Genomic DNA, 17713 nt, shown 5'->3' on the forward strand with positions numbered 1-17713 from the left:
AGGCCACTATAGCAGAAAAGCCCTGCCGGCGCATCCTCTTCATTGCTCCGCAGAGACCTACTTTTTCGAAACCCCCGGAGCGCCGGCGGCGCGCAGTTCAGCCACTGTCTTACCCCGTACTCCCCAGCTCTCGGGCGGCACCTCGTCGATGACGACATGAGTCGATGCGGGATTCTTATCCAGCACTCTGCTCAGCAGTTCCGTAATCCCTTCGATCAGGGCTTCCTTCTGTTCCGCCGTGGCGCCCGAGGTGATCTTTACGTTGACAAAGGGCATGCTTAATCCTCCTCTTTTGTTGCATGGAATTTTTCCGCAAACTGTTGGACAATCCCTTTCGTTTCCGGGCACCAGGTTCGGCCGGTTCCCGCAACAAGGTACCGAATTCCATTTTACCTGCTCTCAGGTCCGGTGTGCAATCCGCCACTGAGATTCGCGGTTCTCGCTTCCGTCCAGATGGTGGACAACAAGTTCGGCGGACAATTCCCGGGCCAGCTCGCGGCCCCGGTTCTCGGCCTCGCCACGGCTTTGAAAATGCCCGGCGTCTTTGGCGGATCCGTCGCGCTTGATCAGCCATCCTCCCCGGGGGTCGGGATGTACATGCACGGTTATGGCCATGATGAACCTCCTTTCACATCGGCGAATACATCGCCGTTCCTGTCTTCATCATCCAACAAACCGAGGGCGTGTGCAAGAGATGCGCGAAAACGGAGGATGAGGCGGTCAGAACGTTTTTCATCAGTTCATCAGCGCGCCTCCGAGAGCGCACAGGCCGACCACGATCCAGGGTGTGACCTTCCATATCGCCAGGAGGCCGAAAGCGGCCAGCCCCAGGATGAAATCGGTTGAAGAGAGAATGCCGCTGCTCCAGACCGGGATGTACAAGGCGGCCAGAAGCAGGCCGACGACGGCGGCATTGATCCCGGCCAGGGCGGGGCGCACCATGGGGCGGCGGCGCAGGGCATCCCAGAAGGGCATCATGCCGGTCACCAGCAGAAAGGAGGGGAGAAAGATGGCTGTCAGACACAGCGCTCCTCCGGCCCAGCCGCCGGGCCCCGCCCCCATGACGGCTCCCAGATAGGCGGAGAAGGTGAACAGGGGCCCCGGCACCGCCTGGGTCGCGCCGTACCCCGCAAGAAAGAGATCATTTCCCACCCATCCGGGATTGACCACCTCGGCCTGCAGCAGGGGAAGAACCACATGGCCGCCTCCGAATACCAGCGCGCCGGAACGGAAGAAACTGTCGAAGAGAATCATCACCTGACTGCCGGTTGCGGCAGCCAGCAGCGGCAGGCCGAACAGGAGAGAGAAAAAGAGCGCAAGGCTGAAAACAGCAACTTTTTTACCCACAGGCACAAGGTGGGTTTCCGTTGCAACCCCGCCCGAGCCCCTCATCCACACCACCCCGCACAGCCCCCCGGCCGCTATGGCGCCGATCTGTCCCCAGACGCCGGGCCATGCCAGAACCAGGGCGGTGGCGGCCAGCGCCATCGTCTTCCGGGGGCGGTCCGGGCAGAGGCTCTTCGCCATTCCCCAGGCCGCCTGCGCCACCACGGCGACGGCAGCGATCTTGAGCCCGTGCAGCCAGCCGCCGCCGTGAACCGCAGCGTCGCCGGCTGCAGTTACTCCGAAGGCGAACAGGATGAGGACGACCGCGGAAGGCAGGGTGAAACCTGTCCAGGCCGCCAGAGCTCCAGGAAAGCCTGCCTGCGAGAGGCCGACGGCCATGCCGACCTGGCTGCTGGCGGGACCGGGGAGAAACTGGCAGAGGGCCATCAGGTCGGCGTAAGTTTCTTCACGCAGCAGTCGCCGGCGCACGACGAATTCCTCGCGAAAATAGCCGAGATGAGCCACCGGCCCCCCGAAGGAGGTCAGTCCAAGCTTTAAAAAGACCAGGAATACCTGTCCGGCCGAGAGCGTATTCTTCTGCTTCATTTCATCAGGCCCCTGCCGGGATCCGGAATGGATCGATCATCATCGCTGCCGCCGCCATCTTCACGGCAGGTATTGATAGCGGAAAGACGGCGTCAGCATCTCGGCGACGCCGAGTTCAACATTGGAGAGGGCGCGCAGAAGAGGCGCCGAACCGGCATAGATGCTCTCGGCCAGGGCTCCCGGACGGCGGTAGAGGATCACCCGGGCTTCGCTCACCCCGGCCAGTTTCCGGATCCGGCTTATCGCATCCTCCAGATAGCCGATCCCGTCAACCAGACCCAGGTCGAGGGCGGCCGCGGCGTCGAACACCCCGCCCTCGGCCACCTTTTCGAGAGAGGCGGGCGAAAGGGAACGATTTTCCCTTATAATCTGCAGAAAGCGCTGGTTGAGGCGGTCGACGATCCCCTGCATCACGGCGTTTTCTTCCGGGGTGCCGGAACGCAGCGGCGACCAGAAATCCTTCTTCGGCCCGCTCTGGACGGTGCCGATCCTCACTCCCCAAGTTTCGAGCATTTCCGAGATGTCGAACCTGAAGCTGATCACCCCCACCCCTCCGACAATGGAGGTTGAATGGGCCATGATCTCATCGGCCCCCAGCGCGGCGTAGTATCCCCCCGAGAGACCCTTGTCCATGATGCAGGCCACCACCGGAACACCCTTCTCCTTGCCGAAGGTTTTCACTGCGTGATACAGAATATCGCTGGCCGTCACCGATCCCCCGGGGCTGTCGATGCGAACCACCAGTCCCACGACGTCGCCGTCGGCCCCGGCCGCATTGAGCTGCTCCTGTAAACGGGGAATCATCGGCGGCTCCTTGCCGAAGCGCTCCAACCCGAGATGATCCATCGAGATGATCCCGGAAATATCGATTACGACGATCTTGGCCCGACCCTTTCCCGAGACGACCCGTTCCTCGAGCCCCTTGAGCTCGGAGCCGACGTTTACCTTGACAAAAGCGCAGCCCGAAAGAGCACTTATCAGCAGGGCCGTCAACACGTACCGCATACTCCTCCTTCGCCGCCAGGCGCCTCGACCTTAAACGGCATTGCGATATACTGGATTCGAAAAGAGCGAAAGATTGCCTGCAAACTCTCGGGGGCCGCGATGGGGAACGTGTCCAACATCCTGAAAGCCTGGCAGCGCCTGCTGGCGATTTTTCTCGTCGCCCTCTGCTACGGTTATTTCGGAGGTCTTGTCCTGATTTTCCTCTTTGGCGTCGATCCCTTCCAACTGTTCGGCCTCTCGACGGTCGGCTTGCAGCATGTCGGCTCTCCGGTCATCGCCAGGAGTGCTGAATTGCATATCGATCCGGCGGTCGTCATATTTGCCTTCAATACCCTTGCCACCTTCACCATCGCGTCCCTGCTGTCAGCCGCGACCCTCCTCAATCCCGATCGCATGGGTGAGTTTCCGGCGAACTTGAGAAAATCGTTTCTCCGGGATCCGACGATCAACCTCTTTTATCCGATGCAGGAATTCAGGTCGATCCGGCAGAGGCAGCTGCGTCCGATTTTCATCTGGCTCCGCGTCCTTCCGGCCGCGCCCCTGCTCGTACTCGGTCTGATGGCGGGCGGCATGATGGCCTCCGCCCATGCGGTCATCGGTTCTCTCGAATATGTCGCCGCCCTGCTGATCCCCCATGGCATCTTTGAGGTCTCCGCAATCCTCCTGGGTGCAGCCCTACCATCATCCGCCTATCTTCTGATCAAAAAAGACCTTGAGGCCGGCGCGACGGAGAAGGCATTCTGTAAAATCACCCGGTTCAGCCGCTCCCGGGCCATAAAGGCGAGCATGCTGGCCATCGTGCTTCTGCTGGCGGTTGCCAGCGTCATCGAAGCTCACCTCACCGGCACGATCGCGGCCTGGGTAAGATCATTCTGAGGCATCGGCCGCTTCGCCTCTATCTTGACTTCTGCACCGCTAAGAACCTATAGTTGCTCTCCATGAGAGATATCTTCATCGCAGATGCCCACCTGGTCGATCCCGAAGACCCCAATTACCGAAAGCTGCTGTCTTTTTTCGAGGAACAGAAGGGCCAGATCCGCACCCTTTTTCTGCTCGGCGATATCTTCGAATTCTGGGTGGGATACCGGCATACCGTCTTCGCACCTTATGTGCCACTTCTTGAAGCCCTGCGGCGCTTACGGGAAAGCGGAACCGAGATCGTCTATGTGGAGGGAAATCACGATTTCCACATGGGTCCCTATTTTGAAGACGTCCTCGGCTGCCGCATTCTTCCGGACGGCGGCCCCATCGATCTGGACGGCCGAAAGATCTTCATCGGCCACGGCGACCTTGTCAATCCCGACGACCGGGGATACAAAATCCTGCGCCGTTTCCTGCGCAGCCGCACTCTGAGTCGGCTGAAAAACCTGATTCCGCCCGACTGGGCCTGGGCCATCGCCCGCTGGGCCGGACGCCGGAGCCGCGGAAGCAGTTCCGAACGCCGGGCGCCGGTGGACATGCTTATGGCGCACGCCCGGAAACTCTTCGCCGAGGGGTACTGCGCCGTGGTGACGGGCCATTTCCATGAACCCTCGCTGACCGAGACGGAAAGCGGAACGATGGTGGCCCTCGGCGACTGGATCGAGCGGTATTCCTATGCCGTCTTCGAAAACGGCAGGTTCGAGCTCAGGTCCTACTGATTCTCTCCGTTTTTTCTCTCCCCCTCCTCTTCCTTCTTCTGCCCGGCCATTTTCGCCACCAGGTCTTCCAGGGTCAGTTCGCCCAGGCTGTCGCGGCCCGCCTGCTCTATCTGCCGTTCGAGGTCGGTGATGATTTTCCACTCCGGCGTTTTGTACATCCGCGATACGTTGACCCCGTCTTCCTTGAGGGCTTTGACCACGGAGTGCACCTTCATATTTTTCAGGGCACGGGCGGGTTGGTAGGCGAAGTCATCCTCTCCTACCCGCACTTCGGAGAGAAACCGCAGTCGTACCAGTTCCTCGATCACGCTTCTGGCCAGCCGCGGAGGCAATCCCTGCCCCTCGGAGATATTCCTCAGGCGCCAGGGTTTCTCCCCGCGGTTGAAAGCCTCGGCCGCCTGAAGCAGGATGGTGAGGGCGATCATCTCCCGACTGGCGAAATTGACGGTTTCCCCGCGAATCTCCAGACGAATGTGCCGAAGGTGCTGATAAGCATAGGAGACCTCCATGCCCAGCAGCACGATGATCCAGGAGACATAGATCCAGACCATGAAAATGGGCAGGGCGGCCATGGTTCCGTAGATGGCGTTGTAGCGAGCCACCCCGACCTGGAAGAAGAGATAGCTCCATTGAGCCAGTTGCCAGAGAGTTCCTCCAAAGATGCCGCCGATCAGTGCCGCCCGAAAATCGACTTTGATATTGGGCATAAAAATGTAGAGAAAGGTGAAGGCGGCCCACATCGCTATAAAGGGGAGCACCTTGAACAGGAGATAGATCACCTCCCCCACGTAGGCCATCTCCATCAGCGTCTGCACAAAAGCCTGACTCTCCAGGGTGGTGGTCATGGAGATGGCGACCAGGACGAAAATCGGCCCGAAGATCAGGACCGAGAAATAGTCTGAGAATCGTCGGTAAAGAGATCGGGTTTCCTGGACCCCCCAGATCGTGTTGAAGGTCTCCTCGATATTGGAAAGAAGAGCCAGCACCGTCAGCACCAGGGTAATCAGACCGACGGTTCCCAGGCGGCCCACATTGGTATTGTTGATATAACGGATGATTTCGGTGACGATCTGCTCGGAGCCGATGGCGATCTCCTTGAGGATGATCGGCTCCAGGGTGTTCTGAACTCCCAGGCCCTTGAGCAGTGAAAACATCAGGGCGAAAACGGGAACGATGGACAGCAGGGTCACATAGGTGAGCGCGGAGGCGCGCAGGATGCAGCTGTCAGCCTGGAAATCCCGAACGACAAGAATGGCCACCTGGGTCTGCCGCAGAAGGAAGGCGCGGGCGCGGGACAACTCGGCGGGCTCGAACTCCCAGACATCCCGGCCCAGGAAATCTTTGGCCTTTTGCAGTTTTTCAGAAAATCGAGACATGATTCCCAGGCAGATGCTGAAAAAAAGAAAGCGGAAGGCGAAACAGTGAAGGCCCTGGGTTCAATCCCGGAGCCCCGCTATACCAGCCATGAAAAAGCCCACCTGAAGTGGGCTTTTTCATGGCAACCTTCAGGCCGTCTCCTTGTGCTTGGAGCGTTCAGCCTCCATCGCTTCCCTGCCCGCCTCTATGGCCGATTTGATGATTTCCTTCTTCTCCGCCAGGACTTCCCGCCCCTCATCGATCGCCGCCCTGATCCTGGCTTCTGCCTCATCGGCGGATTTTTTTGTTTTCTCCAGCAATTCGTCGCTCATCTCCCTGAACTTGTCCCGAGTCTCCTGTCCGGAACGGGGAGCGGTCAACAGGGCCAGACCGCCGCCGATCGCAGCGCCCAGGACGAAAGCCATAAAGATGCTGCCGCAACTGCCGTTTCTGTACTCTTCAGCCATGATCAGTCTCCTCCTTGTTGTTTTATCTGTTTTAGAAAAACCTTGCTTGCCGACCTGATGCCCAGCCAGAGGCCGGCAGCATTTCCAATATATTTCCCCAGATCATGATGCAGAAAATCGTTGATCATATGGATCGACTCACCCGTCTCACCCAGCGATTCGAACAAAGTTCCCGCCCTGGCGGATGCCTGATTGAGCCGCTCTGACGTCTCCCGCAGTTCACGAAGTGCCGGCAGCAGGTCTTTCTGAGCATCGTTCAGGAAGGCGTCGACCCGCTGGGCCGTATTCTTTACCTGGATCAGAAGCGGAATGAGAAAGGCGGCAATAAGAAGGAGCAATATCGTAATGATGAGTGCAAGGACATCGACTTGAACTGGCATGGTAACCCTCCGGCAACAGGCAGTTGAAGAACAGACATTAAGCTAAGTGGAACACAAATAATTTCATTTACAATTGTACATGCGTTTTATGGAAGGTCCAGCAGAAGAGCATCGGCGAGGAGAAATCGTTCTTTGTGCAGCTTTCCGGCAGGAATTTCGGCAAGGAAGAGGGAATTGATGGTGGCCAGGGTGGTATTGAGCACATCCAGATTGATCACCGCTGCGTCAGGCAGCGACTTTACCCCCTTAAAGTTCTCGGGACACCAGTCGAGCAGTCGCTTCTTGCCGGTACCAGCGAGGAGGGGAAGCCCGTGAGTGCGGCAGATGATGGGACGGGCTTCGTAAAGGAGGCAGGCGCCGTCCTGCAACAGCGGACAGATGCCCTCTTCGGGGGCCAGTCGGGCCCGGCTGCGAATCCGCCCCGTCTCCTCTGCGCCCCGACTGTCCAGCGCCTGTGCCAGGGCGGCCGCTTCGACGGGAAAAAGAGAAAAATGGCGGCAGCAGGCATCGCATCCCTTTCGACAGGCCAGATGCGTCCTGAATTCCTCCTCTATGCGTTGACAAAGTTCATCGACCCTGGATACCAGGTCGAAATAGTTTCGAAGGGGGTCCATATTTCAGTCCTTTTGGAGAAATCCTACTGCCAGACACACCTCACACCTCACGCCACCGCAACTACCCTTGATGCCTTCGCAAAAACTCAGAGGACGGCTAAGCAAAAAGTTCGTGTGGTTTTTCAGGGGCGAAGGCATACATCAGGTATGTCGAGGTCCTGAAAAAACGCCGTAACGCCGTGGGGCGGACTTTTTGCGACGCCATCACTCTTCAACTGAGACCGCTTCCACCGGAATCCCCAAGGCTTCCAGCGAATTGTCGAAAGCCGCGCGGTCACCCACCAGTACGATTTTCTGACTCTCCGGATTCAGATGTTCCCGGGCGACCCGAAGCACGTCCTCCTTCGATACCGCTGCGACACGGTCGCGGAACGATTCCAGGTATCCTTCCGGATACTCGTAGAAATCGAGCCGCATGATCTGGGTCACCACATCGTGGGTGTCGGTAAAGGCAAAGACAAAGGAGTTGATCAGGCTTTCCCTGGCCAGCTCGAGTTCCGCATCCGTAACGGGTTCCTCTCTCATTTCGGCCATGATCCGCCGCATGGTCTCCACCACGTCCAGGGTCGAAGAGCTCTTGGTCTCGGCTCCCGCGATGAAGGGTCCCGGGAGTCGCCGTCCCACCTGATAATAGGAGTAGACAGAGTATGCGAGACCGCGATTGGAACGGATTTCGCGCATGAGTCGCGAGTTGAATCCGCCCCCGCCGAGGATGTAGTTCATCACCCGCACCGAATGCAGATCGGGATCCGACTTGTCGATGCCCAACTCGCCGATGAGGATGGTCGTCTGCGGCACTGTCTTGTCCCCTGCCAGCACTTTGGGCTCGCGGGATTTCTGCACCGGAGGGATGGCCTGAGGAGCGAACTCCACGCGCGGCCACCCGCCGAACTGCCGATCCAGAAGATCCAGAAGGGCTTTCCGGTCAAAATCACCGGAAACGGCGAACCACACATTGTTCGGATGAAAATAGCGCTGATGGAAATCGGTCAGCTCGCCGCGGGTGATGGAGGAGACGCTTTCCACCGTCGGAGTCCGGCCGAGGGGGTGATCGCCGTATACTGCCCTGGAGAGGGTTCTGGAAGCTATTGAGGAGGGCAGATCGTTCTGCCTGCGGATGTCTTCGATAATCTGCTTACGGGCCAGCTCCATCCGCTCCGGGGCGAAGCCGGGGCGTCGGAGCAGGTCGGCCACCACCGCCAGTCCCAGGGGAAGGTCACTGGCCTGTACCGAAAGATCGATTGTGGTTGCATACGTCCCCGTAGCCACGGAAAGATTCGCCGCCTGGCGCTCCAGAATCCGGTCCAGCTCATCGGGACTGTACCCGCCTGCGCCGCCGGTGCGCAGGGCGGCTGCGAACAGGCTCCCCAAACCGGTCTTTTCCGCGGGCTCGCCGATCGATCCGGCGCCGACCATGGCGGTCACCTGCACCAGGGGAAGTTCGTGGTCCTCCTTGAGATAGAGGCGAATTCCATTGGGAAGATCGATACGGTCCACCTGCGGCACATGGAAGACCAGGGGGTCGAATTCAAGTTGGTCCGGACGAAAAGCCTGAGGCCTGGGGGCGCAGGACGACAAAAAAAGGACGATTACGAAAAGAATACAGGGAATCACCGGAATCTTGCGCCGCATGACTATTCACCTTCCTTGCCGAGGGTTATCACGGTGCGCCGGGAGGAATCGAAATAGGTCCGGGCCGCTTCCATCACCTCCTCGGCAGTGATCGTGGCGACGATCTCATCGTAGTTCACCACGTAACGCCAGTCACCGGCGACCGTCTGGTAGTAGGTGAGCATCCGCGCCAATCCGCCGTTTTCTTTCAGGCTGCGCAGCTGATCGACGCGCAGACGATTTCGCGCCTGCTCCAGTTCTTCGGACGTCACCGGCTCTCTAGCCAGCCGTTCCAGCTCGGCATAGATCGCCTCCTCCACCTCCCGGGTGGTATGGGGATAGCGGGGCACGGCCGATACGACGAAGAGGTTGGGATAGCGGGAACCGGGAGCGCCGTAGGTGCCCACCGAGGTGGCCAGCTCGCGCTCCACGACCAGGGAGCGGTAAAGCCGCGAAGTGCGTCCCTGGGAGAGGATGTTGTCGATCAGGTCGAAAACGTAGTCGTCGCGCTCCGGAAGGGTCGGTTTATGGTAGGCGACGGCAAGCCGCGGCTCGGCGTCGAACACGATGTGGCGGCGCTTTTCGCCCCCCTGCGGCGGCTCCACCGTGGTGTTCGGCGGCACCGGAGTGCCGGGTGCAATCGATCCGAAGTATTTCCCCACCATCTCGATGGCGTCATCTGTATCAATATCGCCGACCAGGGCGATAACCGTGTTCACCGGCGCGTAGTACTTATGCAGAAACTCGCGGGTTTCGGCCAGGGATAGATTGTCAATATCTGTGTTCCAGCCGATGATCGGGTGCCGATAGGGATGAACCGTGAAGGCATCGGCGATGAGGCTTTCATACAGCTTTCCATCCGGATTGCTTTCATAGGAGCGGCGACGCTCCTCCATGACCACGTCCCGCTCGGTATAGAACTCGCGCAGGACGGCATTCTTCATCCGGTCCGACTCGATCGCGGCCCAGAGTTCCAGCTTGTTGGCGGGGAGCGAAATCAGGTAGGTAGTCAGATCCTTGCTGGTGAACGCGTTATAGCCGACTCCGCCGTTTTCGGAGTAGATGCGGGAGAACTCGTCCTTGACGACATATTTCTTGTGCTCCTGCTGCAGTTCGTAAAGGCGCTGCCGGAGGGCGGCCAGCCGTTCCGGCTCCGCATCCTTGCGGCCCTTGAGAGCATCGAGCGCCGAGCCGGCCTCCTCAATGGCTTCGAGCAGCGGCTTCTCCTTCTGATAATCGGTGGTGCCGAGAGTTTTGGTCCCCTTGAAGAGCATGTGCTCAAGGAGATGGGCGACCCCCCTGTACTCGCTCGTTTCGTCCACCGATCCGACGCCGAAGGTGACATAGGCCGCAAAGGTCGGCGATTCGTGCCGCTCGACAACCAGCAGTTTGAGACCGTTTTCGAAGGTGTGCTCCCTGACCTTCTCCTCCAGCGGCTGGGCGACGGCGTCCGAAAAGAAGAGGAGAGAGATCGTCAGGGCGGCGGCAAGCCGCCCGAGAGGTAAACGGAACATCTATGGCAACTCCTTATCGGTTGTGGGGTCGAATGATACCCTGCTTTTCAAAACGCACGTATGTTGCTCACAGAAACTCAGAAGGATGGCTAAGAAAAAATTTCGTCCTGCAAGGCCAGGTGGTTTTTCACGCCGCAGGGCGGACTTTTTGCGACGCCATCAAGTATATACCCTGGCAACGCGCCCGGTCGAGAAGAGAATCGGTAAATTTCGACCGGGCGGATTCGATCAGGGGCAATGATCGAAGGAAGGGGCCGAGTGATCGGCAAAAGGCTCTGTCGGCGTACAGCGCCGGGGCGGGAGAAGAGTTTTATCCACGACTTCCTGCAGACTGGACACAAAATCTATATTCATCTCCTCGCGAATATTCTCCTCGATATCCGAGAGGTTTTCCCTGTTTCGTTCAGGGAGCAGGACCGTAGTGACGCCGGCCCGCCTGGCGGCCAGAACTTTTTCCTTGACCCCGCCAATGGGCAGGATCCTCCCGGAAAGGGTCAGTTCCCCGGTCATGGCGACGTCCCTGCGAGCCGGGCGCCTCGTAAGCAAGGAGATGAGAGAGAGCGCAATGGTGATTCCAGCCGAGGGACCGTCCTTGGGAATGGCCCCGGCGGGAACGTGGATGTGGATGTCGCTTTTGGTGAAAAAATCGGGGTCGATTCCGAAGTCTTCGGCGTGAGCCCGGATGAAGGTCATTGCCGCCTTGGCCGACTCCTGCATCACCTCTCCCAGGCTTCCGGTGAGGGTGAGTTCTTTTTTGCCGGCCATGCGCGACGCCTCGACGAAGATGATGTCGCCTCCCGTCTCGGTCCAGGCCAGTCCCGTGACCACCCCGACACTGTCCTCTTCCCCGGCCACATCGGAAAAGTATTTGCGGGACCCCAGCAGATCTTCCACGTCGGCCGAGGTGATCGCCCGGCGGGCGGTCCTTTCCTGGGCGATTTCCTTGGCGATCTTGCGGCAGATGGAGGCGATCTGCCGCTCAAGATTGCGCACCCCCGCCTCTCTCGTGTAATCCTTGATGATTTTGAGCACCGCGGGCTCGACAAATTCCAGGGTATGGCCCTCCAGACCGTTCTCCACCACCTGCTTGGGGATCAGATACTTGAATGCTATCTGAACCTTCTCCTCGTCGCTGTAACCGGAGAGATGGATAACCTCCATCCGATCCTTGAGGGGATGGGGAACGGGATCCATGATATTTGCCGTGGTAATGAACATCACCCCGGAAAGATCGAAGGGAACGTCCAGGTAATGATCGGTGAAGGAATAGTTCTGCTCGGGATCCAGCACTTCGAGAAGAGCGGAGGAAGGATCGCCGCGGAAGTCCTGACCGATCTTGTCCACCTCATCGAGCATGAAGACGGGGTTGTTCGCCTCGACCCTGCAGATTTCCTGGATGATTCTCCCCGGCAGGGCGCCGATGTAGGTGCGGCGATGACCTCGGATCTCCGCTTCGTCCTTCATTCCCCCCAGTGAAATACGGATGAATTTGCGACCCATGGCTCGGGCGATGGAGCGCCCCAGAGAGGTTTTCCCGACGCCCGGAGGGCCGACGAAGCAGAGGATCGGTCCCTTGGTCGTCGTCTTGAGTGAGCGGACCGCGAGATATTCAAGAATCCGCTCCTTGACCTCTTGGAGATTGTAGTGGTCCTCGTCCAGCACCTTCTGGGCCAGGTTGATGTCGAGAAGATCTTGCGTTCCGCGACTCCAGGGGACGGTGCAGAGATATTCAAGATAGGTTCGCGCCACGGTGTATTCCGGCGAGGCGGGATTGATCCGCTCCAGACGACCGAGCTCTTTTTCGGCGATGCTTTTGACATTGTCCGGCATCCCCACTTTTTCTATGCGTTTTCTGAATTCGTTGATCTCGGCCTGACGGGGATCTTCATCGCCGAGTTCCTCCTGGATCTGCTTCATCTGCTCCCGAAGCAGGTATTCCTTCTGGGTCCGGCCAATGCGCTTGGCCAGGTCGGACTGGATTTCCCCCCGCACCTGAAGCTTCTGCACCTCGCTGGTCAGGTGAAGGTAAACCTCCTTCAGCCGTTCAAGCGGGTCAAGTATTTCGAGCAGACGCTGCTGGTCTCCAACCGGAAGGTTGAGATAAACGGCCACCAGGTCGGCGAGCCGGCCGGCGTCCTCGATCTGGTCGATCATCTTGACCACATCGCCCGGCAGGGGACGTCCGTAGGCCAGAGCGATCTTCAGCAGGGCGTTGACGCTCTGGACCAGCGCCTCGGAGACAAGACCGCCGCTGTCCTGCTCTTCCGTCACATTCACCTTGGCGATGATAAAAGGGGACATCTGGGTGGCAATGACCAGTCGGATGCGTTTGATCCCTTCAACGACGACCTTGCAGCCGCCTTCCGGAAAACGGAACACCTGGTTGATGCGGCATACCGTACCCACCTTTGCGAGATCCTGAAAAACCAGCGGCTCGTGGTTCGAGGAGCACATGACAAGGCCAAGCAGATGATCACTGCGCATGGCTTCTTCTATAAGAGGCATCTCATCCGGCTGGATGAAAAGGGGAAAGACCATATGAGGAAACATCACCTGTTCCCGCATGGGGTAAATCGGAAGCATCTGCGGTATAGGCTGGTGTCGACCGTTCATGAATATCTCCCTTGCTGATTCAGTCGGATTCGGGGTCCACTTCCTGAATTGTCTCGGCCAGAATCTGGGGAAACTGTTCCGCGAATGAAGGATAGACCGCGCTGAGAAAGGATCTCAAAGCGGCAGTTTCAAGTTTGAGTCTGTCCATCTCTACTCTCAGTTCGAGAAGACTCTTGTCCGTTTCGGCCCCCGCAAGGCTGAGCTCTTTCTGGAAACGATCAAGCTGTTCTTTCAGAACCTTTTCATTCATCGATATATTCCTTCGGCCTTGAGGAGTTTGAGCATCCTTTTGCGGAGCGTCCTGCATGCCCTTCATAGACAGGGTTGCAGATAAGAATATCAATGGGGCTTGGGGTGTCAAGATGGTGTGGGGCTTTGACAAAGCATTCTTTAAATGTTTAACTCTAAGATATTACTGAAAAACAGAGGTTGAGTGCGCAGTCGGTCTTCGCATTGGTCGAATAAATTCAGGAGGTGAAAGTGAAACGTATCGCGGTGTTGACCAGCGGAGGAGACTGCTCGGGGATGAATGCCGTCATTCGAGCGGTATCCCGGGTGGGTCAGGCGATGGGAATCGAGGTGCTCGGCATTCGAAAAGGATACAAAGGACTGCTCAACCGCGATTTCGAGACCCTGACCTCGCGCCTGATCAGCAATACCCTCCAGCGCGGCGGAACCTCCCTGCAGAGCGCCCGCTGCGCCGAAATGCTCGAAGAAGCCGGCCAGAAGAAGGCGGCCGAAATCCTCCAGGGCCTCGGCATCGAAGGGCTGGTGGTGGTCGGCGGTGACGGCTCCCTCCGCGGAGCGCATTCCCTGCATCGCCATGGGATCAACGTCATCGGCATACCGGCCTCCATCGACAACGACATCCCCTTTACCGACATTTCTCTCGGCGTCGACACGGCGCTTAACAACGTCGTCTACGCCGTCGACTGCCTGAAGGATACCGCCTCCAGCCACGACCGCGCCTTCGTCGTGGAGGTGATGGGGCGCAATTGCGGCTATCTCACCCTGGCCGCGGCGATCACCTGCGGTGCCGAGCACGCGCTGATTCCCGAGGCCGAGTATGATATGGAGGCAATCTGCAGGAATCTGCGCAAGCGCTACCTCGAAGGGCGAAGCAATTCGATCATCATGGTAGCCGAGGGAGTGGCCACCGCCCAGAAGATCGCCGACAGGATCAAGGACTGCGGAGGCTTCGAAACCCGGCTGATGGTCCTCGGCCACTACCAGCGCGGCGGCTCACCCTCCCATTTCGACCGCCTTCTCGGTTCGCGGTTCGGCGTGGCGGCGGTCGAGTTTCTCAAAGCCGGCCGCGGGGGGGCCATGATCGGCCTCGATCGCGCCTCGCTGCGACTGACGCCCTTCGACCAGGTGCTCAACAGCGGCAGCCACCCCATCGATCCGGACATGCTGAAGCTGGCCGGAGTGCTGGTCAGTTAATTTGAAGTGACGTCGCCAGCTGAAATGCCGGCCTGACGGTCGCCACATTCCCGGACCTGATCGTTCACCATCCCAATTCCTAAATGGCGATCTGATGGACGTTTGCCCGAAAAGCCGACCTTTAGCCAGCCTGTCCTTCGACAATCCGTATGCCCTGCTGGCATTCTTTCTTTCCCCCTCCAACAATGATGCGGCGGCCGGCCCCCTTCTTCAGGCCGCCGAACAGAAGAAGATCGACTGGGGAAGTCTGCTGTATAGGGCGAACCTTAATTTCTGCACTCCCCTCTGGTATGTCCGCCTTCGGCAAAAGGGGTTTCTACCCTTTCTACCCGGCGAGCTGCAGGAATACCTGAACCTCCTTCATCAAGCCAATATCGAGCGCAACGATGCCTTTCGCCTTGCCCTGGAGGAGCTCCTGCGGACCTTCCAGGTGCTCGGCATACGGACCCTGCTGCTTAAAGGAGCCGCCACTTTTTGTGATGACCTGTACGAAGACCCGGGGGCTCGGATGATGGGGGATCTCGACATCCTGATCGAACCTCGGTATTCGGAAAAAGCGCGAGCCGCTCTGCTCCAACTGGGTTATGAGCAACAGGTACGCCGCGAGCAGGACGAGATCGAGGTTTTCAGCGGCAACCGTCATCATCACCTGCCGCGCTTCAACAAACCGGGGACGCCGGTCGCGGTAGAGATCCATACCAGGACGGCAAGAAGGCAGGACGGCAGAACGCTGCCGGACGACCTTGCCTGGGAGGGAAGTGAAAAAACGACCTTGGAAGGCGTCGAAGCCGCCATTCTCTCGCCAACCCATCGCCTCCTGCACAACACCGTCCACGCACTGGTTCCGCAACGCAATTTCATCCGCTCTTCCATTGCACTGACGCATCTTGCCGAATTTGCTTCCCTGTCCCGCAGATACGAATCCCGTCTGGACTGGGAGGAGTGGTTCAGGCGGGGAGCCGGCCAGAAGCTCGGCATGGAGTTCATCGTCTACCTGTCGCTGGCCCACCGGCTGATGGCCCTGCCCTGGCCCGATTGCGTCCCGAGGCGTTTCACGGCCGGGATACATCTGTTCCGGATCGTGGCCGCGGGAAAACAAGGGGTTGCCGACGGCGAGTCGCCGTCGGCCGTCAGGGCAAAAATCATCGCCCTGGCCACCAGATTCCTGCTAAGGATTTACTACCGCGTGAAAGAGCCGGCCTGGATGTGGCGCAATCTCTACTATGCCCCGGAGGCCGCAAATTTTCCTCTACGAGTTGCGTTTACTTTTCGTAAATGGGCAAGGGGCGGCCTCGGGATTTCTGCCGAGGCAAAAAAACGGGCGGAGGGAGAGAAGAGACTAAAATAATTCCTTAGAGTAATTATTGACAAAACATCGGGGGGTGATAATCGTGTAGCAAAACCGGAACCCCGACAAAGCCGAACTTCCCATGAGGGAGGGGCGGAAAGCCGCGGATCTTCGATACAGAAGATGGCCGAGCTGCCGAAGGGTGCAAAAGCCCCGTGGTGCGCTCGGTTTTTTAATCGGGTTCGCCAGGGCAGACGGAGTTACAAAATCGAAGATCAGGAATGTATTGTTCTCCGACGTTAACATGGAGAGAGAGGAGGAAAAAAAATGGAAGAGGAAAAAGGGATTGAAGCAACGGGATTGAAGGATGAAGGACGCAGGGACTTCCTGCGCACCAGCATGTATGCCGCCTATGCCACACCGGTTATCATGGCGATGCTGGTCAACAAGGCGAGTGCGGCGAAATCCTGGAACTCGGGATACGGCGAGATCACGGGACCCGCAACGCCGAAACCGCCCGACGGCGGAACGGTCGGGCCAAACCCGGGAGTCGGCGTGAACAACAATCCGACTCCTTAACCGTGGACAACAATGCAATGACAGGAGGGTAGGGTGAACGGTGCACACTTTCACCAGGCAGGGGAATCACCGCTCCCCTTACCCTCCGCTTCTGTCCGCTTTTATCCGTTCGCCGGCGGAGGCGTCCTTTTTTTGGAAGGCACTCGCCGGGTATGGGGCCTGAATACCTCCGCCGCTTTTCTGTGGCGCTCTCTGGAGAATATCCGCCGTGTCGATGAGCTGGCTAGAGCCCTGGCCGAAGAGTTCTCACTCGATGAGATCACGGCCCTGCGGGATACCGCAGCGAGCCTGGCCTGTTTCGGGAATGAGGGACTGCTGGGCGAAGGAAAGCTGGTCGACCTTCCTGAGGATGACGGCGAGTGGAAAATCCCTTCCTCTGCCCTCCTCTTGACGGAGCCGGCGAGATGGCCCCTGCGGGAGTTGTTTCAAACGCCCAACCACATCATCGAACTCTGCAGCCAGGATCCCGGACCGGGGCGAACGTTCGTCGGGTACATGAAACACCTTTCCATGAATCGCAGGGTAAGGGCCGAAACCCGCCTGGCTGTCGTCGGAGACGGTGCGAAGAATACTTGGGACATCTACCTGGACGGCCGACGCTTCCTCGAAGGAGCCGCCGAGAATGAGGTCCTCCCCCATCTCTTCACGTTGGTCTTCGTCCGCACCTGCGCGGCCCTGCCCCACGCGCTGCTGTTTCATGCCGCTGTCATCGGCAGGAAGGAAAAGATGGTACTGTTTCCTGCCGAGGCAGGCAGCGGCAAGACTACCCTGGCGGCGGCGCTGGCCGCGCGAGGCTGGCGGTTTTTCTCCGACGAACTGGCGGTCCTCGACATCGGGGACCTGCGCGTTGCGCCGTTTCCAATGCCGATGAGCATCAAGCCGGGCTCGGTGCAGGCTCTGGAACGGTATTATCCCGGGCTCGCCTCGGGTGCCCTTTATCATCGGGCGGACGGCAAGCACGTGCGCTATCTCTCCCCGCCGCCGGAAAGCCTGACAGGTGTGGGAAACAGTGCCGCTCCCATCGACATCATCGTCTATCCGATCTATCGGGAGGGATCGAAGACCCGGCTGGCTCCGCTCACCAAGATTGATGCTCTGCAGAGGCTGGCGGCCACCGGTTCCTCCGACCGGAAATTCCTCTCCGGCGACATCGAGGCGATGCTTGCCCTTGTAGAACGGACACCCTGTTTTGAGCTCGTCTTCTCGAGCCTTGAAGAGGCACTGGAGTTATTGGAGGAGCTGATTCAAGATTGATGCCGGCTAAGGGCATG

Annotated in this window: 18 protein-coding genes and 1 riboswitch; of the genes, 6 read left to right on the forward strand and 12 right to left on the reverse strand. The window is 58.8% G+C overall.

Features of this window, described 5'->3' with window-relative positions; all coding sequences use genetic code 11:
- Nucleotides 1-57 precede the first annotated feature (57 nt).
- The 4 genes from DTF_RS0116395 to sppA form a co-directional block, all read right to left on the reverse strand.
- Nucleotides 58-276: a 4-oxalocrotonate tautomerase family protein gene (locus tag DTF_RS0116395; protein WP_027716198.1), complete on the reverse strand. Its 219-nt coding sequence runs from the start codon at nucleotides 274-276 to the stop codon at nucleotides 58-60.
- Between the two features lie 123 nt (nucleotides 277-399).
- The gene (locus DTF_RS0116400) at nucleotides 400-615 is read right to left on the reverse strand and encodes a DUF2188 domain-containing protein (protein ID WP_027716199.1); all 216 of its coding nucleotides are present in this window, start codon (nucleotides 613-615) and stop codon (nucleotides 400-402) included.
- Nucleotides 616-735: 120 nt separating this feature from the next.
- Nucleotides 736-1932, reverse strand: coding sequence for a chromate efflux transporter (gene chrA, locus DTF_RS0116405; RefSeq protein WP_027716200.1), 1197 nt, complete (start codon nucleotides 1930-1932; stop codon nucleotides 736-738).
- Between the two features lie 60 nt (nucleotides 1933-1992).
- Nucleotides 1993-2937 (reverse strand): signal peptide peptidase SppA, encoded by a 945-nt coding sequence (gene sppA, locus DTF_RS0116410; RefSeq protein ID WP_027716201.1) that lies wholly within the window; start codon nucleotides 2935-2937, stop codon nucleotides 1993-1995.
- 99 nt (nucleotides 2938-3036) lie between these two features.
- Here sppA and DTF_RS0116415 point away from each other — a divergent pair, with 99 nt between their 5' ends.
- Nucleotides 3037-3813 (forward strand): stage II sporulation protein M, encoded by a 777-nt coding sequence (locus DTF_RS0116415; protein ID WP_027716202.1) that lies wholly within the window; start codon nucleotides 3037-3039, stop codon nucleotides 3811-3813.
- Between the two features lie 62 nt (nucleotides 3814-3875).
- Nucleotides 3876-4577, forward strand: coding sequence for a UDP-2,3-diacylglucosamine diphosphatase (locus DTF_RS0116420; protein ID WP_027716203.1), 702 nt, complete (start codon nucleotides 3876-3878; stop codon nucleotides 4575-4577).
- Here the strand turns inward: DTF_RS0116420 and DTF_RS0116425 are convergent.
- From DTF_RS0116425 to DTF_RS0116460, 8 genes are all read right to left on the reverse strand, one after another.
- A complete protein-coding gene (locus DTF_RS0116425) occupies nucleotides 4571-5953 on the reverse strand; it encodes a YhjD/YihY/BrkB family envelope integrity protein (protein ID WP_035057752.1) in 1383 nt (460 codons plus the stop codon). The two genes, DTF_RS0116420 and DTF_RS0116425, sit on opposite strands and share 7 nt — an antisense overlap.
- A 129-nt stretch (nucleotides 5954-6082) precedes the next feature.
- Nucleotides 6083-6400, reverse strand: a complete 318-nt coding sequence (locus tag DTF_RS0116430) for a YtxH domain-containing protein (RefSeq protein WP_027716205.1) — start codon at nucleotides 6398-6400, stop codon at nucleotides 6083-6085.
- A gap of 2 nt (nucleotides 6401-6402) precedes the next feature.
- The gene (locus tag DTF_RS0116435) at nucleotides 6403-6780 is read right to left on the reverse strand and encodes a DUF948 domain-containing protein (RefSeq protein WP_027716206.1); all 378 of its coding nucleotides are present in this window, start codon (nucleotides 6778-6780) and stop codon (nucleotides 6403-6405) included.
- 86 nt (nucleotides 6781-6866) lie between these two features.
- A complete protein-coding gene (locus DTF_RS0116440) occupies nucleotides 6867-7394 on the reverse strand; it encodes a YkgJ family cysteine cluster protein (protein WP_027716207.1) in 528 nt (175 codons plus the stop codon).
- Between the two features lie 204 nt (nucleotides 7395-7598).
- Nucleotides 7599-9026 (reverse strand): pitrilysin family protein, encoded by a 1428-nt coding sequence (locus DTF_RS0116445; RefSeq protein ID WP_035057754.1) that lies wholly within the window; start codon nucleotides 9024-9026, stop codon nucleotides 7599-7601.
- Between the two features lie 2 nt (nucleotides 9027-9028).
- Nucleotides 9029-10519, reverse strand: a complete 1491-nt coding sequence (locus tag DTF_RS0116450; RefSeq protein ID WP_027716209.1) for a pitrilysin family protein — start codon at nucleotides 10517-10519, stop codon at nucleotides 9029-9031.
- Between the two features lie 228 nt (nucleotides 10520-10747).
- Nucleotides 10748-13132 (reverse strand): endopeptidase La, encoded by a 2385-nt coding sequence (gene lon / locus DTF_RS24070; protein ID WP_081703047.1) that lies wholly within the window; start codon nucleotides 13130-13132, stop codon nucleotides 10748-10750.
- A gap of 19 nt (nucleotides 13133-13151) precedes the next feature.
- Nucleotides 13152-13382: a hypothetical protein gene (locus tag DTF_RS0116460; protein ID WP_027716210.1), complete on the reverse strand. Its 231-nt coding sequence runs from the start codon at nucleotides 13380-13382 to the stop codon at nucleotides 13152-13154.
- Nucleotides 13383-13612: 230 nt separating this feature from the next.
- Here DTF_RS0116460 and pfkA point away from each other — a divergent pair, with 230 nt between their 5' ends.
- From pfkA to DTF_RS0116480, 4 genes are all read left to right on the forward strand, one after another.
- On the forward strand, nucleotides 13613-14575 hold the full coding sequence (gene pfkA / locus DTF_RS0116465; RefSeq protein WP_027716211.1) for a 6-phosphofructokinase: 963 nt from the start codon (nucleotides 13613-13615) through the stop codon (nucleotides 14573-14575).
- A 94-nt stretch (nucleotides 14576-14669) separates the two neighbouring features.
- Nucleotides 14670-15923: a nucleotidyltransferase family protein gene (locus DTF_RS0116470; protein WP_027716212.1), complete on the forward strand. Its 1254-nt coding sequence runs from the start codon at nucleotides 14670-14672 to the stop codon at nucleotides 15921-15923.
- Between the two features lie 60 nt (nucleotides 15924-15983).
- Nucleotides 15984-16063, forward strand: a riboswitch (cyclic di-GMP riboswitch).
- A gap of 127 nt (nucleotides 16064-16190) precedes the next feature.
- Nucleotides 16191-16442, forward strand: coding sequence for a hypothetical protein (locus DTF_RS0116475; RefSeq protein WP_027716213.1), 252 nt, complete (start codon nucleotides 16191-16193; stop codon nucleotides 16440-16442).
- Nucleotides 16443-16574: 132 nt separating this feature from the next.
- A complete protein-coding gene (locus tag DTF_RS0116480) occupies nucleotides 16575-17696 on the forward strand; it encodes a PqqD family peptide modification chaperone (protein WP_162148662.1) in 1122 nt (373 codons plus the stop codon).
- Nucleotides 17697-17713 lie beyond the last annotated feature (17 nt).

It is taken from the genome of Desulfuromonas sp. TF (assembly GCF_000472285.1).
Lineage (GTDB): Bacteria > Desulfobacterota > Desulfuromonadia > Desulfuromonadales > ATBO01 > ATBO01.

Excerpts from the sequence above, each read along its gene's own strand:
- DTF_RS0116400 (WP_027716199.1), bottom strand. The coding sequence starts at position 615 with ATGGCCATAACCGTGCATGTACATCCCGACCCCCGGGGAGGATGGCTG.
- DTF_RS0116440 (WP_027716207.1), bottom strand. The coding sequence starts at position 7,394 with ATGGACCCCCTTCGAAACTATTTCGACCTGGTATCCAGGGTCGATGAA.
- DTF_RS0116420 (WP_027716203.1), top strand. The coding sequence starts at position 3,876 with ATGAGAGATATCTTCATCGCAGATGCCCACCTGGTCGATCCCGAAGAC.
- sppA (WP_027716201.1), bottom strand. The coding sequence starts at position 2,937 with ATGCGGTACGTGTTGACGGCCCTGCTGATAAGTGCTCTTTCGGGCTGC.
- chrA (WP_027716200.1), bottom strand. The coding sequence starts at position 1,932 with ATGAAGCAGAAGAATACGCTCTCGGCCGGACAGGTATTCCTGGTCTTT.
- DTF_RS0116415 (WP_027716202.1), top strand. The coding sequence starts at position 3,037 with ATGGGGAACGTGTCCAACATCCTGAAAGCCTGGCAGCGCCTGCTGGCG.
- DTF_RS0116425 (WP_035057752.1), bottom strand. The coding sequence starts at position 5,953 with ATGTCTCGATTTTCTGAAAAACTGCAAAAGGCCAAAGATTTCCTGGGC.
- DTF_RS0116435 (WP_027716206.1), bottom strand. The coding sequence starts at position 6,780 with ATGCCAGTTCAAGTCGATGTCCTTGCACTCATCATTACGATATTGCTC.
- DTF_RS0116470 (WP_027716212.1), top strand. The coding sequence starts at position 14,670 with ATGGACGTTTGCCCGAAAAGCCGACCTTTAGCCAGCCTGTCCTTCGAC.
- DTF_RS0116395 (WP_027716198.1), bottom strand. The coding sequence starts at position 276 with ATGCCCTTTGTCAACGTAAAGATCACCTCGGGCGCCACGGCGGAACAG.
- DTF_RS0116460 (WP_027716210.1), bottom strand. The coding sequence starts at position 13,382 with ATGAATGAAAAGGTTCTGAAAGAACAGCTTGATCGTTTCCAGAAAGAG.
- DTF_RS0116475 (WP_027716213.1), top strand. The coding sequence starts at position 16,191 with ATGGAAGAGGAAAAAGGGATTGAAGCAACGGGATTGAAGGATGAAGGA.
- DTF_RS0116450 (WP_027716209.1), bottom strand. The coding sequence starts at position 10,519 with ATGTTCCGTTTACCTCTCGGGCGGCTTGCCGCCGCCCTGACGATCTCT.
- DTF_RS0116445 (WP_035057754.1), bottom strand. The coding sequence starts at position 9,026 with ATGCGGCGCAAGATTCCGGTGATTCCCTGTATTCTTTTCGTAATCGTC.
- DTF_RS0116430 (WP_027716205.1), bottom strand. The coding sequence starts at position 6,400 with ATGGCTGAAGAGTACAGAAACGGCAGTTGCGGCAGCATCTTTATGGCT.
- lon (WP_081703047.1), bottom strand. The coding sequence starts at position 13,132 with ATGAACGGTCGACACCAGCCTATACCGCAGATGCTTCCGATTTACCCC.